Annotated in this window: 14 protein-coding genes and 1 tRNA gene; 8 read left to right on the top strand and 7 right to left on the bottom strand. The window is 58.6% G+C overall.

The window, feature by feature from the left end; translation table 11 throughout:
- Positions 1-41 precede the first annotated feature (41 nt).
- From ACYVJT_RS01720 to ACYVJT_RS01730, 3 genes are all read right to left on the bottom strand, one after another.
- Entirely contained in the window at positions 42-1,010 is a 969-nt protein-coding gene (locus ACYVJT_RS01720; RefSeq protein WP_343958623.1) for an IS481 family transposase, read from the bottom strand.
- A complete protein-coding gene (locus tag ACYVJT_RS01725; RefSeq protein WP_343958621.1) occupies positions 997-1,410 on the bottom strand; it encodes a GNAT family N-acetyltransferase in 414 nt (137 codons plus the stop codon). Before ACYVJT_RS01725 ends, ACYVJT_RS01720 begins: the two co-directional genes overlap by 14 nt.
- Positions 1,411-1,527: 117 nt before the next feature.
- Positions 1,528-1,611: transfer RNA gene (locus tag ACYVJT_RS01730), tRNA-Leu, on the bottom strand.
- 157 nt (positions 1,612-1,768) lie between these two features.
- Here ACYVJT_RS01730 and ACYVJT_RS01735 point away from each other — a divergent pair.
- The 7 genes from ACYVJT_RS01735 (at position 1,769) to pknB (ending at position 11,259) form a co-directional block, all read left to right on the top strand.
- Positions 1,769-2,641: an FHA domain-containing protein gene (locus tag ACYVJT_RS01735; RefSeq protein WP_343958619.1), complete on the top strand. Its 873-nt coding sequence runs from the start codon at positions 1,769-1,771 to the stop codon at positions 2,639-2,641.
- A 3-nt stretch (positions 2,642-2,644) separates the two neighbouring features.
- Entirely contained in the window at positions 2,645-3,127 is a 483-nt protein-coding gene (locus ACYVJT_RS01740) for an FHA domain-containing protein FhaB/FipA (protein WP_343958617.1), read from the top strand.
- Between the two features lie 2 nt (positions 3,128-3,129).
- Positions 3,130-4,584, top strand: coding sequence for a PP2C family protein-serine/threonine phosphatase (locus tag ACYVJT_RS01745; protein ID WP_343958615.1), 1,455 nt, complete (start codon positions 3,130-3,132; stop codon positions 4,582-4,584).
- On the top strand, positions 4,584-5,999 hold the full coding sequence (locus ACYVJT_RS01750) for an FtsW/RodA/SpoVE family cell cycle protein (protein ID WP_343958613.1): 1,416 nt from the start codon (positions 4,584-4,586) through the stop codon (positions 5,997-5,999). Before ACYVJT_RS01745 ends, ACYVJT_RS01750 begins: the two co-directional genes overlap by 1 nt.
- Positions 5,996-7,444 (top strand): penicillin-binding transpeptidase domain-containing protein, encoded by a 1,449-nt coding sequence (locus tag ACYVJT_RS01755; RefSeq protein WP_343958611.1) that lies wholly within the window; start codon positions 5,996-5,998, stop codon positions 7,442-7,444. Before ACYVJT_RS01750 ends, ACYVJT_RS01755 begins: the two co-directional genes overlap by 4 nt.
- Complete coding sequence (locus tag ACYVJT_RS01760; RefSeq protein WP_343958608.1) at positions 7,441-9,282, top strand: protein kinase domain-containing protein; 1,842 nt, start codon at positions 7,441-7,443, stop codon at positions 9,280-9,282. Before ACYVJT_RS01755 ends, ACYVJT_RS01760 begins: the two co-directional genes overlap by 4 nt.
- 96 nt (positions 9,283-9,378) lie before the next feature.
- Entirely contained in the window at positions 9,379-11,259 is a 1,881-nt protein-coding gene (pknB, locus tag ACYVJT_RS01765; RefSeq protein ID WP_343958606.1) for a Stk1 family PASTA domain-containing Ser/Thr kinase, read from the top strand.
- A 1-nt stretch (position 11,260) separates the two neighbouring features.
- Here pknB and ACYVJT_RS01770 read toward each other — a convergent pair whose 3' ends face one another.
- The 3 genes from ACYVJT_RS01770 to ACYVJT_RS01780 are packed head-to-tail and all read right to left on the bottom strand — an operon-like array spanning position 11,261 to position 13,379.
- Complete coding sequence (locus ACYVJT_RS01770) at positions 11,261-12,331, bottom strand: Atu2307/SP_0267 family LLM class monooxygenase (protein WP_343958603.1); 1,071 nt, start codon at positions 12,329-12,331, stop codon at positions 11,261-11,263.
- Between the two features lie 47 nt (positions 12,332-12,378).
- Positions 12,379-12,540 (bottom strand): hypothetical protein, encoded by a 162-nt coding sequence (locus ACYVJT_RS01775; protein WP_343958601.1) that lies wholly within the window; start codon positions 12,538-12,540, stop codon positions 12,379-12,381.
- Positions 12,540-13,379 carry a class E sortase gene (locus ACYVJT_RS01780; protein WP_343958599.1) on the bottom strand — a complete coding sequence of 280 codons (840 nt, stop codon included), beginning with the start codon at positions 13,377-13,379 and terminating at the stop codon, positions 12,540-12,542. Before ACYVJT_RS01780 ends, ACYVJT_RS01775 begins: the two co-directional genes overlap by 1 nt.
- A gap of 97 nt (positions 13,380-13,476) precedes the next feature.
- Between ACYVJT_RS01780 and ACYVJT_RS01785 the strand changes: the two genes are divergently transcribed.
- Positions 13,477-13,746, top strand: coding sequence for a cell division protein CrgA (locus ACYVJT_RS01785; protein ID WP_343958597.1), 270 nt, complete (start codon positions 13,477-13,479; stop codon positions 13,744-13,746).
- 202 nt (positions 13,747-13,948) lie between these two features.
- Here ACYVJT_RS01785 and ACYVJT_RS01790 read toward each other — a convergent pair whose 3' ends face one another.
- Positions 13,949-14,755, bottom strand: a complete 807-nt coding sequence (locus tag ACYVJT_RS01790; RefSeq protein ID WP_343958595.1) for a rhomboid family intramembrane serine protease — start codon at positions 14,753-14,755, stop codon at positions 13,949-13,951.
- Positions 14,756-14,883 lie beyond the last annotated feature (128 nt).

Raw genomic sequence — 14,883 nt, forward strand, 5'->3', positions numbered from 1 at the left:
CAGACCGGTCGTGAGCTCCCCAATCTCTAAACCCCGGAAGCCTAAATGTAATTCCCCGTGAGGTTGTGAACACGTTGTGAGGGTGTGAGACCACCGATGCCGGTGTGGGGTCGGTGGTAATTATACTGGTGGAGCCAGTCGATGTAAGTAGCTGCTCGGTCCTCATCGCTGCGGTACGTTTCAGCGTAGGCCCATTCCTGGGCCAGGGTGCGGTTGAAGCGTTCGACTTTGCCGTTGGTTTGGGGCCGGTAAGGCCTGGTATAGCGATGCTTAATATTGGCGCCCAGGGTGTCATTGAACAGCCGGGACCGATAGCACGCTCCATTGTCAGTCATCACCGCGGTAACAGTGATTCCTGATTGGGCGAAAAATGCGTGGGCTCGTTGCCAGAAGCCGGTGGCGGTTTCTTGGCGTTCATCCGCCAGAATTTCGGAATAGGCCAGCCGCGAATGGTCATCCACCGCATGATGCAAAAAGGAATAGCCTCGCCCCTTGTTGCCGTAGCCGTTGTTTTTGCGGCCAGCCGCGCCGAGTTTGCGGTGGCCACCACCATCGGGGATGCGACCAAGCTTTTTGATATCTACATGCACCAGTTCACCCGGTGTGGTCTTTTCATACCGAATGGGTTTGGGCTTGCGCACTGGCAGCCCGGTGGCCTGATCGAGATAGGCTAACGGCGGCATCCGATACCGATCCAGCACCCGACCCACAGTGGAGCGTGGAACACCCAGGTGGTAGCCGATCCGGTGCGGACCCCACTGACGCCGAAATCGCAGCCCGATGATCCGACGTTCGGTCCTGACCGGCGTACGGCCCGGGCTGTGCTGTGGCCGCGAGCCACGATCCGTCAATGCGGTACCAGCCCGGTAGCGTTTGGCCCACTTCGACGCCGTTGCTGGTGCGACTTGGAAGCGTTCCGCAGCTCGTCGAATTGTCCAACCGTCATCGACGATCAGCACGGCAAGACGGCGACGACCTTCAGCGGTTAATGGTGCATTAGGGTGGAACATGAAGACCTCCGGTTCGATGAGTGTTGTGGTAAACCCCATCCTTACCGGAGGTCTTCTTCCTACCGCGAGTGTTTACAACCTCCCGAGGAACTACACCTAAACGCCTGTAATAGGGAGCGTTCCAGGGGACATGTTGGAAGGTCGTCAGTGTAACCCCGGCCAGATCGTAATGATCTGCCCAGGAGGCGGCGAACTCGATCAGGTCCTGTCCGAGTCTTCTTCCGGCATGATCGGGATGAACTGAAACTTGTTCCACGTGGGCACAGTTGTCCACGCGCTGAAGCAACATATAGGCAACAGGTTGATCGCTCTCATCCGTCGAAACCCATGCTCGCCCGCCCGCTTGAAACAGAGCGAGTTCCTGGACGGTGAGTGGTTCATCTTCTGCAATCTCGATCATGCCCAGATCATAAAAGGCATTAGCGACCGCAATCTCAATTATCTGTATTCAGTGCCCGAAAATAAAAAACAGCCTCTGACTCGGAGCGGATCCGAATCAGAGGCTGTTTTGTGTCTGTGCGCGAGGGGGGACTTGAACCCCCACGTCCGTGAAGACACTGGCACCTGAAGCCAGCGCGTCTACCAATTCCGCCACTCGCGCGAGTGACTTGTGCCCAGCATCTGCGCTAAGCACGATCTATAGTATAAACACAAATACACAGTCAACGCGAATCGGCGTACTGAATAAGAGCGGAAATATGGCGTTGACTTCCGGCTTCGTGTAATGCTGTGACTGATATGCGAAAATGAAAATGCATGTGACAAATTTCCGGCGCAGAACTACTGTTGAGTATTTACCGGTTAACTACCTCGAACACATCGGAAGGAGTGCCGAGTTGGGCATCTTGGATGGCTTGGAGAACGCTCTCGAACGTTCCGTGCGCAAAATCTTCTCGGCTGGTAGTTCAAAACGGATCAAGCCGGTTGAGGTGACCAATGCGATGCGCGTTGAAATGGATCACCGGGCCGCCACCATTTCCCAGGATCGCACTCTGGTTCCCAATGTGTATACGATCGCGTTTTCCGAAGAAGACTTCACGCAGGTTCAACAGTGGGGACGGGCCCTAGCCGAAGAGTTGTGCAACGAGGCAATCCGACATGCCTCGGTGCAGGGCTATTCGTTATCTGGTCCCGTCAGAGTGACCTTTGTTGCCGATGAAGAAGTACAAACCGGCCAGATGGAAATCGAGTCGAGCAACGAGACTGCCGAGGATATTGATCCGGGCCAGCCCATTTCATATTCGGCCAATAAACAGGTCTCGTCACCTGCGGTACAACCACCCGCAGAAATGACGGATCCCAACGTCCAAGTGGATCGCACCGACTGGCGTCCCGTCGTCGAGATCGAGGGCACCCGGTATGCCATCAATTCCTCAGCGGCAGTGATCGGGCGTTCATCAGAGGCTGATATAACAGTTGCTGACCCGGGCATGTCGCGTCGACACCTCCAAATCACGGTGGCAGGCGACCGTGTTTCAGCGGTGGACATGGGTTCGACCAATGGTTTTTACGTCAACGGGCAAAAGGCGGCAAACACGGTAGATTTGCAGCACGGTGATATTATTACCGCCGGTCGGACAACTATTGTGTTCCGGCTTGCCCCAGATACGACAACCCAGACACGGAGGTAGCCCGTGAGCGAATTAGCGATCACCGCACTGCGGTTTGGGCTCCTCGCCCTGCTGTGGATATTTGTGTTCTCGGTCATCGGTTCTCAAGGTCGGTCCCTCCAGATCGCTCGTCCGGCACGCCTGACCCGCCGGAAAGCAAAAAAAGATGATGACCCGGCAGAAACACCCGAAGTCGCCCCGGTACCGCAACGTGCGCTGGCTTCACGGCTCATCGTCACCGAAGGCCCACTGACAGGTCGAACCATCGATCTTGGCGGCCAACCGCTGTTGATCGGTCGCGCCCAAGACGCCGGTCTGGTCCTTGAAGACGACTATGCTTCGGGCCGCCATGCTCGACTGTTCCCGCAAGGCAGTCGCTGGTTTCTGGAAGATCTTGGCTCAACCAACGGAACCTTCGTGCAGGGTGAACAACTCACACGAACCATGCCCATTGATCCGGGCACAGCTGTGCGCATTGGCAAAACTGTCATGGAGCTGAAGGCATAACCATGGCCCTCGAGCTGAACTTCGCTGCCCGCTCTGACGTCGGACGAGTGCGTTCAAAAAACGACGACTCGGCCTACGTTGGCCATTTCCTTGCTGTCGTGGCCGATGGGATGGGCGGCCACGTGGGCGGCGACGTCGCCTCAGCCTCAGTGGTGCTCGACCTTGCTCCGCTGGATCGCAATGATCACCCAGATCCGGCCACCATGCTTCCCGATGAGATCCAATCGGCAAACCTGATCCTCAATGATCTCGTGCACGACAACCCCAAACTGGCGGGGATGGGCACCACCTGTACTGCTGTGATGGTCGACAACGACATCCTGCACATGGCCCACATCGGTGACTCTCGGGCCTACCGACTCAAACACGATGCGTTCCAACAGCTTTCGGCCGACCACACCTTCGTCCAGCGCCTGATCGACGAAGGCCGCATCAGTGCAGCCGACGCCGAATCCCACCCCCATAAAAACGTGCTCATGCGTGTGCTGGGCGACGTGGACGCCTCCCCCGAGCTGGATGTCACCTCATTTGCCACCGAACCCGGCGAACGTTGGCTATTGTGCTCCGACGGGCTCAACGCCGTCGTCGAGGACGAGACCATTGAACAACTGCTGCGCGCCGATAAGCCACTCGACGATATTTGTCGGGATCTCATCGATGAAACACTGAACCGTGGTGCGCCCGATAACGTCACGATCGTGGTGTTTGAAACCGCCGAACGTCAGATCACCGCCGGAAATAATCCCAAAACCGATGAACTCACTGAATCGGCTCGCGAGGTTTCTGCCGCACAGAACGGTGAGTCAGTGTCTGCGTCCCTGTTGCGCGCCGACCTCGCCTCTCGTCCACACCTGCTGGTGGGTGCAGCTGAACTTGCCACCGATACCGATCAGATCCCGGTCGTCACCCGGTCCTCCTCGCAAAAGCGTGCCGCAGCACTGTTGCATGGCGCTTCTGATGCTGCCGAGCCAGCCGCTCCGGCACCGCGCGAAGAACTCGAAGAAGATGCCGTCCCAACCGGTCGGCGCTCCTGGCCGCTGCTGACTATGGTGGGCGTGTTCCTCATCCTCTTCGCCACCTCCCTAGCCGTCGGTTTCCTTTGGATTCGCGGACAGTACTACGTGGGCACCGAACAGGACCACGTAGCCATCTATCAGGGCGTGCCCCAGGCAATTGGTCCACTCGAGTTATCCTCGCTGGAACAATCCACCGACATCCCGCTGGCCAGGCTGCCCGGTTATAGCCGTCAACGTGTTGAAACCGGCCTGCCAGCACAGGATCTCAACCACGCTGAAGAGATTTTGATGGATCTCGAATCCGCGCTGATCCCCGAGGCCCCGCCGGTCTCGCCGGGCGATCAGGCCGACGACTCGGATATCCCCATCGCCTCCAACGGCGTGGGTGCCTCCGGCTCCATCGGTGGAGCAACCGCCGGAGCGATGGGAGGGAACCCATAATGACCGACGCCGTCACGACTGACCAGCCCATCAAGAAACCGCTGCGCGTCACCGAAATCGTCCTCATTGTGATGGCCGTAGCCATCGGCTCGGGCGCCTACATGCTTTCAGGCCTGGGTATGGACCAAGCACTGGACGCCCACTACTGGGTACAACTCGGTGTGATGTTCGCCTTGGCCATCATCTTCCATATCGTACTGCGGCTGCGCGCACCATTTTCCGACCAATACATCCTGCCGCTCGCGCTAACACTCAACGGTCTGGGCCTCGCCATGATCCACCGGTTGGACCTGGTACCACCCGGCGAAGGACTCGCCAACAACCAACTGCTGTGGACGGCGCTGTCGCTAGTCATCTCGATGGCCATCGTGTGGTTCATCGTCGACTACCGCAACATGCGCCGCTTCACCTACGTGTGGCTCCTCGCCTCAGCGATACTGCTCATCCTGCCGTTCTTGCCATTCATCGGTGTCGAAATTTATGGTGCCCGCATTTGGGTCAACCTTGGCATCGGCTCATTCCAACCCGGTGAAGTCGCCAAACTGACCCTAGCAATCTTCTTCGCCTCCTACCTCAGCGCTAACCGCGACCTCATCCTGCTGGCCGGCAAGAAGCTTGGCCCGCTAACCTTCCCCCGGCTCCAAGACCTCGGCCCACTCGTCGTCGCGTGGCTCGTGGCCATGGGTGTACTCATTTTCCAGCGTGACCTCGGCTCAGCCGTGCTGTTCTTCGGGTTGTTCATGGCGATGATTTACTTGGCGACCTCGCGCCTATCCTGGCTCGTCCTTGGGGTGGGCGCCGCAGGTGTCGGTGCCGTCATCGCCGCCAGTCTCTTCCCACACGTCCAAGCCCGTATTGACGGCTGGCTCAATGCATTCGATATGGACATGATTTACGCCGAACACGGCTCCCACCAGGTGGTCCAAGGACTCTTCGGGCTCGCCTCGGGTGGGCTCTTCGGCTCGGGTCTGGGTGAAGGCCGTCCAGACATGGTGTTCGCAGCAAACTCGGACATGATCATCGCATCGTTCGGTGAAGAACTCGGTCTCGTCGGACTCACTGCCATTTTGTTGGTCTTCTTCGTGCTCATCACCCGCATCATGCGCATCGGACTATCCGCGCGCGACGCCTTTGGCAAACTGTTAGCCGCGGGGCTGGGGTGCGCCATGGCCATCCAGATCTTCGTCGTCGTCGGTGGTGTCCTACGCGTGATCCCACTAACCGGGCTGACCACACCGTTTATGGCTGCCGGTGGTTCGTCATTGTTATCAAACTGGATGATCATGGGGCTCGTCTTACTCATTTCCCATACCGCCAACCGACCGATGCAAGCCGGCCCAATGGTCAACGCTTCGGGCTTCGGTGCAGGAGCCTCCGGCCCCGGACGACCTGTGGAAGCGGGTGAACGTTCATGAATGAATCCGTACGATACGCATGGTTCGGCATCGTTGCCATCTTCCTCGTGCTCATTGGCGCAGCCAGCTACATTCAGGTCATCGGCGCCGAAGATCTGCGCACCCACGAGGCCAACACTCGCGAACTGTATAAACAATTCGGTGGACCCCGCGGCCCCATTCTGGTGGCCGGTGAACCTATCGCCGAATCCGTACCCAGCGATTCAACCAGCTTCAATTATCAGCGCGTCTACAACCAACCCGAACTCTACTCCGGACTCACCGGGTTCTACTCGCTGAACTACGGCCAGACAGGTTTGGAACAACGCCTCAACGAATGGCTCTCGGGCACCTCCGACGACCTGTTCGTTGAACGACTGCGGCAAAACCTGACCGGGGAAGAAAACCCCGGGGCCTCGGTTGAGTTGACCCTCGACCCGGCAGCGCAAGAAGCCGCCTATGATCTCATCCCCGAGGGTGTTCAAGGCTCCGTCGTCGTCACCGAAATCGATACCGGACGTGTCCTGGCCATGACGTCGCGGCCAAGTTATGACACCAACCAGTTGGCTGTGCATTCGACCACCGAAGCATCAGAAAATATGGATGCACTGGTCGAGTCAGGTGTAAGCCCGTATATGAACCAGCCGACAGCAGATACGGCGCAGCCCGGTTCCACGTTTAAACTCATTGATGCCATCGCGATGCTCGAATCCGGCGAGTACGATACCGACACCGTCATGGACGTCCCCAATAGCTTGGACCTACCGCAAGCCGACGTTCCCATCACGAACTTCGGCGGCGGTGCATGCGCGCAACGAAATTCCGCAGAATTCACATGGGTCTTTGCGCAATCGTGTAACACACCGTTCTCACAAGCCGCCATGGATATGGGCCAGGAACCTATCCTCGATGTTGCCGAACGCTTCGGTTTCAATGATGATTCCATCACCATCCCCCTTTCGGTCGAAGCATCATATTTCCCTGACGAAGAGCTGCACGATGCCACCCTGGCACAATCCGTGCTTGGCCAGGTCGATGTGCAAGCCAGCGCCTTACAGATGAACATGATCGCCGCGGGCATCGCGAACGACGGCACCGTGATGAATCCGCAGCTCGTCGACTCGGTGCGTGGGCCGGACATGAATCTGCTTGAAGAACCGCAACCGGAAGTGTATTCGGAGGCCATCAGCGAAGAAACTGCTTCCCAAATGACACAAATGATGACCCAAACCGTGGAAGCCGGAACGGCCGCAGCAGCGCAGTCATCAGTTCCGATCGCAGCAAAAACCGGTACAGCTGAAATCGGAACAGAAGATAAAGTCAATTCATGGATCACCGGTTTCGCACCGATCGATGATCCACAAGTAGCGGTGACACTCGTGTATAGAAATGTTGATTACTCCGTGGGACACCGACTCACGGTAGATAACATCGGGACAATCGTGGAGGCGGTGGTCGAACAGTGAGACCAATATCGGGAATGACGCTAGGCGGCCGATACGAACTGACCGATCGTATCGCCATCGGTGGCATGGGCGAAGTCTGGAAAGCACGCGACACCGTGCTCGGACGCATCATCGCCATCAAAATTTTGAAGGAAGAATACACCGGGGACCCGAACTTCCTCCGCCGCTTCCGCGCCGAAGCCCAACACACAGCACTGTTGAACCACCCCGGTGTGGCCAACGTCTTTGACTACGGCGAAGAAGAAGGCTCCGGCTTTCTGGTCATGGAACTTGTACCCGGGGATCCGTTGAGCGCCATTCTGGACCGGGAGAAGGTGTTATCCCCGGACCGAACCCTGAGTATCATGGCCCAGACGGCTCGAGCGTTATCCGCCGCGCACGCACAAGGCCTCGTCCACCGCGACATCAAACCCGGCAACCTGTTGATTGACGCCAAGAACCGTGTCAAAGTCACCGACTTTGGCATCGCCCGACTCGCCGACCAAGTCCCGCTCACCGCCACCGGACAGGTCATGGGCACCGCCCAGTACCTCGCCCCCGAACAAGCAACCGGTCAACAGGCCACCGGCGTCTCCGACATCTACTCGCTGGGCATTATCGGTTACGAATGCCTCGCCGGGCACCGTCCCTTCACCGGCGAATCCCAGATCGCTATCGCACTCGCCCAGGTGAACGACGACCCACCGAACCTGCCCGATTCCATCCCCGAACCGGTGCGCGCCCTGATCATGTCCATGTTGGCCAAAGAAGCCGAAGATCGGCCAGTCGATGCCGACAAACTGGCCGAAGCAGCCGAAGCCCTACGTCGACAAGACACCCAAGCCGCGATTAATGCGGTACCCGGCATGGTCCCATTCGTGACCTCCGGCAGCTTTGATTCGGATGCCACCCAAGTCATCGATACTCAGAGCTTCGAAAGCATGAGCGATACTCACGCCACCCAAATCATGACCAACATGCCCGACGAACCCTCCAGTTCAACGACCGCGATGCCACAAGCCGACACCCCTCCGTCCCAAGTTTCGGCACGATCCGCTGGACTGGGCGCCGATGCACTCCCCGAAGATGGTCCGGCCAACCTTGAGACGCAAGACGAAGAAAAGAAGCGTAGCCCATGGTTTTGGCCAATCATCGGCATCGTCATCCTCGCAGCGCTGGTCGGTCTCGGCCTCTGGTTAGGCTCACTGGGTTCAGATGAAGAGCCAGAACCTGAACCAACGCAGACCGAAACCGTGGCGACCGTCGAAATCGATCCTGACGACTACGTTGGCCGCAACATCGACGAAGTGACAGCCGAGCTCGAAGAGCTTGGATTCACCGTGGAGGCTGTGGAGAGGGACGACTCAGATCCATTTGGTACAGTGATTGCTCTGAATCCGACCGGTGAAGTTGAGGAAGGCGAGGAGATCACCGTGACCTTCTCAAACGAAGCTGAAGCGATCGAGCAAGAACCAGCACCCCAACCTGAACAGCCAGCGCCCGAACCGGAACCTGAGCCCGAGCCAGAGCCTCAGCCAGAGCAAAACCAAGAGAATGGTCAAGATCAGCCCGACGGTAACGGAGGCACCGACGGCACCGGTGGAGACGGAACCAACGGCAACGGCAATACCGACGGCACCGGTGATGAGACCGATGGAACAGGCGATGACGGTGCCGGTAACGAAACCGGAGAAAACGGTGGCAATGGCAACACCGATGGTGCAACTAACGGAAACGGTGCCGACCAGACTGACGGTAACGTCCCTACTGAGGAACAGCCAGCAGACTCCCCGGGATCCGAGCAAGCGAACGGCACATCAGCGCCAGAATCTCCAACGCAACTGGGATCCACAACTTAAAATGAAAAATCACATGAAATGTCCAAACGAAATGGTGGAGCGACTGCCTATGACCATGACGATAGTCCTGCGGCGTAGCGCCTCATAAGGAAAACTGTGTCCCAACAACGAATTATCAATGGCCGGTACGAAGTCGGTGAACTGATAGGTCGCGGCGGAATGGCCGACGTCTATCTGGGTCGCGATGAACGCCTTGGCCGTACCGTCGCCATCAAAATGATGCGCCCGGATCTGGCCCGAGACCCACAGTTCCAAACCCGATTCCGCCGCGAAGCACACGCGTCCGCTGCACTGAACCATCCAAATATCGTTGCGGTCTTCGACACGGGTGAAGAACAACTGCCCGACACCGGTCAACACACTGACGTCTCCCTGCCCTATATGGTCATGGAATATGTTGACGGCGACACCCTGCGCGCACTGCTACGCAAAGACGAAGTCAGCCTCGACCAGGCCGTCGAGTGGAGCGAAGGCATCCTCGCTGCGGTCGCATACTCACACGAAAATGACATCGTGCACCGCGACATCAAACCCGGCAACGTCATGGTCGATGGCTCCGGTGCCGTCAAAGTCATGGATTTCGGCATCGCACGTGCGCTCTCCGACACCTCCGCGACGATGACGCAAACCCAGGCCGTCGTCGGAACCGCGCAATACCTCTCCCCCGAACAAGCTCGCGGCGAGGCCGTCGACTTCCGCTCCGACCTGTACTCAGTGGGTTGCGTCCTGTTCGAACTGCTGACCGGCCGCCCACCGTTTGTGGGTGACTCCCCCGTCGCCGTGGCCTACCAGCACGTCCGCGAAGAACCACCCGAGGCATCGACACTCGTCCCCGAAATTACGCCCGCGTTAGAATCGGTGCTCAAGAAAGCGCTGTCCAAGAATCGCGATGACCGTTTCCAAGACGGCAAAGAATTTCTCAGCGCACTGCGCGCCGCCCATTACGACGGCATACCAGTCAGCGACGACCAATCCACGGCTGTCATCCCACCCGCCGTCGTGCCGGGCGATACACAAGCCACCCAGGCGATCGCGCCCATCTCCGCCAAAGACGACTCGATCTTCGAGCCACGGGAAGAACTCCCCGAAGACTACGAGATGACCGGCCAAATGGAGACCGCCGACGACAAGCGAAAATCCAAGCGCCGTCGCGGCTGGCTCATTGCCCTGTTGCTCATCCTGCTGCTGGGCGGCGGCGCGTTTGCGGGCTGGTGGTTCTGGAATGAAGCCGAACAGCAACGCATCGAAGAAAACCAGGTCGACATCCCAGACGTATCCGGCATGCCAGAAACCGACGCCCAGAATGCATTGACCACCGCGGGATTGCGTCCAATTCTGGAGTACGAACACAGTGACGACGTCGAACGGGACCGCGCCATCGGAACAGAACCGGCCGGCGGTGTTACCATGCAGCGCTACGACGAAGTCACGCTCAACATCTCGCTGGGACCAGACGAAGTACAGATCCCCGACTCGCTGCAGGGCGCTTCGGAAGCGACCGTGCGCGATACGCTCGAGGAACTCGGACTCACCGTCGCCGACGTCTCATACGTCAACTCGGCAACGATTCCGCGCGATCGACTCGTCGACACCAACCCGTCCCTGGGCTCAACCGTGTCCTACGGTGCCACCGTGGCGCTGAGAATGTCGTCGGGTGAGGTTGAAGTCCCCGATGTTCGCGGGATGACCGCCGGCGACGCCGAAAATACGCTGACCGCGGCCGAACTTGGCCTCGGTATTGACGTCGTCGAAGAAGAAAATGCGGACGAGGAAACCGGCCGCGTCTTCGAGCAATCCGTTGACCCCGGCGAAAACGCCTCGCAAGGTTCGGTCATTACCGTGACCATCGCAACCGAACCAGAGGAGACCGAGAGCCCTTCGCCGTCGCCAGATGACGACGAAACTGACTCACCGAGCCCAAGCGAGGACGAGTCCTCACCGGATGATGAGGACTCGCCCACCGACGAGGAGAGCTAACCTACTCGGCGAGCATCTCCAACACCATTGGCTTGACCTTGGTGCCATAGAGTTCGATGGATTCCATCATGTACTCGTGGGGCAATCGCCCGTTGCCGTACTTCATACCAAAACGGGTGGCGCCCAGGGTTTGAATGGTGTTGGCAACTTTGCGGGCCACAGTCTCAGGCGACCCAAGATGCAGTGCACCGTTCCGAACTTCTTGCGCAAACTGATCCGGTGACGGCTCAGGCCAACCCCGTTCCCGACCCAGTACCTGCATCGAATGATGCCAATACGGGTAGTAACGCTGCATGGCTTCCTCATCGGTCGCGGCAACAAACCCGTGCGAATGGACTGCCACGCGACGGGGATCGAACCCATTTGCTGCGATGTTCTTGTGGTACAACTCCACTAGCGGCACGAAGCGGTGTGGCGCACCCCCGATGATCGCCAACTCCAGCCCCATGCCGTACTTTGCTGCGCGAACGATCGACTGTGGCGAACCGCCCACGGCCACCCAGGTTGGCAGACCATACTCGTGATTCGTCGTCGGGAAAATCGAATAGTTTTCCAGTGCCGCGCGCTTGGTGCCCGACCACGTGACGGGTTCTTCGCGACGCAGGTGATCGAAGAGTTCGAGTTTCTCTTCGAACAGGACTTCATAGTCGCTCAGGTCATAGCCAAACAGCGGGAACGATTCGATAAAACTCCCGCGTCCCAGTGAGACTTCTCCGCGACCCGAGGTGATGCCATCCAGGGTGGCGAAACGCTGGTGCACGCGCACCGGATCATCCGAGGACAACACGGTGACGGCCGAAATGAGCTTGATCTTTTCGGTTTGGGCACCGATCGCGGTCAGCACGACGTCGGGCGCGGAGACCGCATAATCGGGACGGTGGTGTTCGCCGACGCCGATGACGTCGACGCCCACGGTATCGGCAAGGACACCCTCGGCAACCACGTTGCGCAGGACCTCGGGATAGTCGAGCACGCGGGTGCCTTCGACATCTTGGGTGAGGTCCCCGAAAGTGTGTAGGCCAAATTCGATGGCTCCCTCGGGTATGGACGATGCATGGTGATTCGTAGTCATATCTAGGTCAACCTCGCGCGAGCCGAATACATTCCTACAAATCTGAACTATTCGACGTTCATGGTCGCATCAGAGAAGAACCCGAATTCAGCAACCCATGGATACACAACTTCCATGAGCACAAAAACGATCGCGGCCAGCGCGGCGAGCACCAGAATCCACCGGAACCAGGTGGGCCCGGGCAGAATGTGGAAGATCCAGGCGTACATTATGCCTCCTCGGCGACGCGGTGAGCCATAGCGTCATTGTGCTCGGGTGTATCAATGGTGGACGGGGCGGCTTCGAGCTCGATGTCGCCGACCGATTCAGCAATCTTCTCGGGTGCTCCGTCGGCCAGCGGCACAAAATCGACGAGCTCGGCGTGCGAAATCATGCGTTCCAGCACGGTGTAGGGCGGGTGGCACGTCGTCAACGTCAACCAGCTGCCATCCGGCTCGCCCGATGCTGGATCCATCGGGTTGGGGGCTAACACTTCGATGTCGGACGGATCCACAATGTGCACCATGCGCGTTTCGTATACCCACCAGCCGTTGGCGGTTTGGACGTACATGCGGTCGCCATCTTGCAGCTTGTCCATGTCCCACAGCACGGCACCGTAGGTTTGTCGATGGCCTGCCAGAGCAAGGTTGCCCTCTTCACCCGGGCGCGGCGAGTCCTCATACCGACCTACCACGGCCGAGTCGATTTCGGGGCCGGTGCCATCGAGCATGGGCACCGAATAATCTGGGCCAAAGCGCGGAATGTAGAGCATGCCCCACGGGTCGCCGCTTGTGACCTCTTCGGGCACGGCCGGGTCCGGGCCTGAACCGTCGAATCCGGCATCATAGTTTTCGCTGAAGGTATCGGCCATCGTATCGCGGTGTGCTTGGGCCTCACGGTTGGCGCCGAGATTGGTCCAATAGAGCTCCCACACTACAAACAGCAGGACGAAGAGCCCGGCGGTGATCAGCAACTCGCCGAGCACACCGAGGAAGGTTGGTCGTGGCGGACGTTTTTTTGCCGCGCGACGCGGGCGGCGAGATAGCGGCTGTGAACCGGCATCTGACATGGTGAAAATCCTAGGAGTCAAGATACGCTGCGGTACGAAGCTCGTACACGTAGAATACTGTCAGTAGTATACGCCCCCTTGTTGAACAGGACACGCATTGGCATCATCGAAGAAGCGCGGTAAGGCCGACTCGCAGGAAACCGAACTCGACGCACAGTTATTAGCAGCTGACGATCAGCCCCAGCCGCTTCCTACCTGGTATAAGGCGGTCATGTTTGGACTGCTCATCGTCGGGCTGTTGTGGATTATGGTGTTTTACCTTGCGCCGGGCGGTCAGTATCCTATTCCGGGGATCGGCGGTTGGAACATTATTGTCGGGTTCGGGCTCGCTATGGTCGGTTTTATTATGATGACCCGCTGGCGGTAGATCCCCACAGACATCCTAGAGTTACACGCATGTAATTCTCCACATTGTGGATGAACCTGTGGGTAACTCTGTGGATACCCAGCGATTTGGCATGATCGTACTCCACTTATACACACTTGCTGTGGATAACTTGTGGAATGCTTGTGGGAAAACTGTGTTTAACTCCGCTGTTTCTCCACAGGGCGCGTCACACACCGTGGGGTTAGCGGCCGAGAATGGCCTGAGTGTCGATCAACAGCGCACCGATGACGGTCAGTGCAATGAGCAGGACGAGGACGAGCGCCAGGCCGAGCCAGGTTCGACGGTTGAGCTTCTTGCGGAGCTCGGGCGTTGAACCGATGCCGGCCTGTTTTTTATCTGCCAGTACGACTGGTGTCGAGGCGGCCAGCCCGGTGATGAAGCCACCGAGGTGCCCCTGCCAGGAAATATTGGCACCCATAAATGAGAATACGAAGTTGATGACGATCAATACGGTGATGCCGCGGGTGTCAGCGCCCAAGCGTCGTCCGATCAGCCACAGGGCCGCGAACAGCCCGTACACCGCACCGGATGCGCCGACGACTGCTGAGTTTGGTTCAGCCAAAAAGAGGACGGCGACGGCCCCGCCGATGGCAGATAGCACATAGAGCGCAACGAATTTTGCGGCGCCGAGGTACTGTTCGATCTGGCGGCCGATCATCCACAGCACCGCCATGTTCAAGAGCAGGTGGACCGGTGAGCCCATAGAATGCACGAGCGCCGAGGTGAGCATTCGCCATGGCTGGAACAACGACTGCCCGGTCACCTGGGCTACCTCAAGCGCTACCCATGACGTATGCAGCGGGGAATACAAGAACAGTTCGTAGATTGGCGGGAACGCCGGGATGAGTTCGCCGGCCCACTGCAGCGCGTAAACGAGCACGGTGAGGCCGAGAATGATGTACGTCGCCAACGGGATCGCGTGCCCGCGGCGGTCAGTAAATTTTGGGGCCCGTTGTTCACGGGGCAGTGCACGCTGATGTTCGCGCACACAGTCGACGCAGAGCACGCCGACTTGAGAGGGTCGCTGGCAGTCGGTGCAGACCGGCTGGTTGCAGCGTTGGCATCGAATATATGTCACCCGATCTGGGTGCCGGGGACACACCGGCTGTTCAGCCG

Source organism: Yaniella soli, from assembly GCF_054782375.1.

Excerpts from the sequence above, each read along its gene's own strand:
- ACYVJT_RS01755 (WP_343958611.1), top strand. The coding sequence starts at position 5,996 with ATGAATGAATCCGTACGATACGCATGGTTCGGCATCGTTGCCATCTTC.
- ACYVJT_RS01745 (WP_343958615.1), top strand. The coding sequence starts at position 3,130 with ATGGCCCTCGAGCTGAACTTCGCTGCCCGCTCTGACGTCGGACGAGTG.
- ACYVJT_RS01725 (WP_343958621.1), bottom strand. The coding sequence starts at position 1,410 with ATGATCGAGATTGCAGAAGATGAACCACTCACCGTCCAGGAACTCGCT.
- ACYVJT_RS01720 (WP_343958623.1), bottom strand. The coding sequence starts at position 1,010 with ATGTTCCACCCTAATGCACCATTAACCGCTGAAGGTCGTCGCCGTCTT.
- ACYVJT_RS01780 (WP_343958599.1), bottom strand. The coding sequence starts at position 13,379 with ATGTCAGATGCCGGTTCACAGCCGCTATCTCGCCGCCCGCGTCGCGCG.
- ACYVJT_RS01770 (WP_343958603.1), bottom strand. The coding sequence starts at position 12,331 with ATGACTACGAATCACCATGCATCGTCCATACCCGAGGGAGCCATCGAA.
- ACYVJT_RS01775 (WP_343958601.1), bottom strand. The coding sequence starts at position 12,540 with ATGTACGCCTGGATCTTCCACATTCTGCCCGGGCCCACCTGGTTCCGG.
- ACYVJT_RS01750 (WP_343958613.1), top strand. The coding sequence starts at position 4,584 with ATGACCGACGCCGTCACGACTGACCAGCCCATCAAGAAACCGCTGCGC.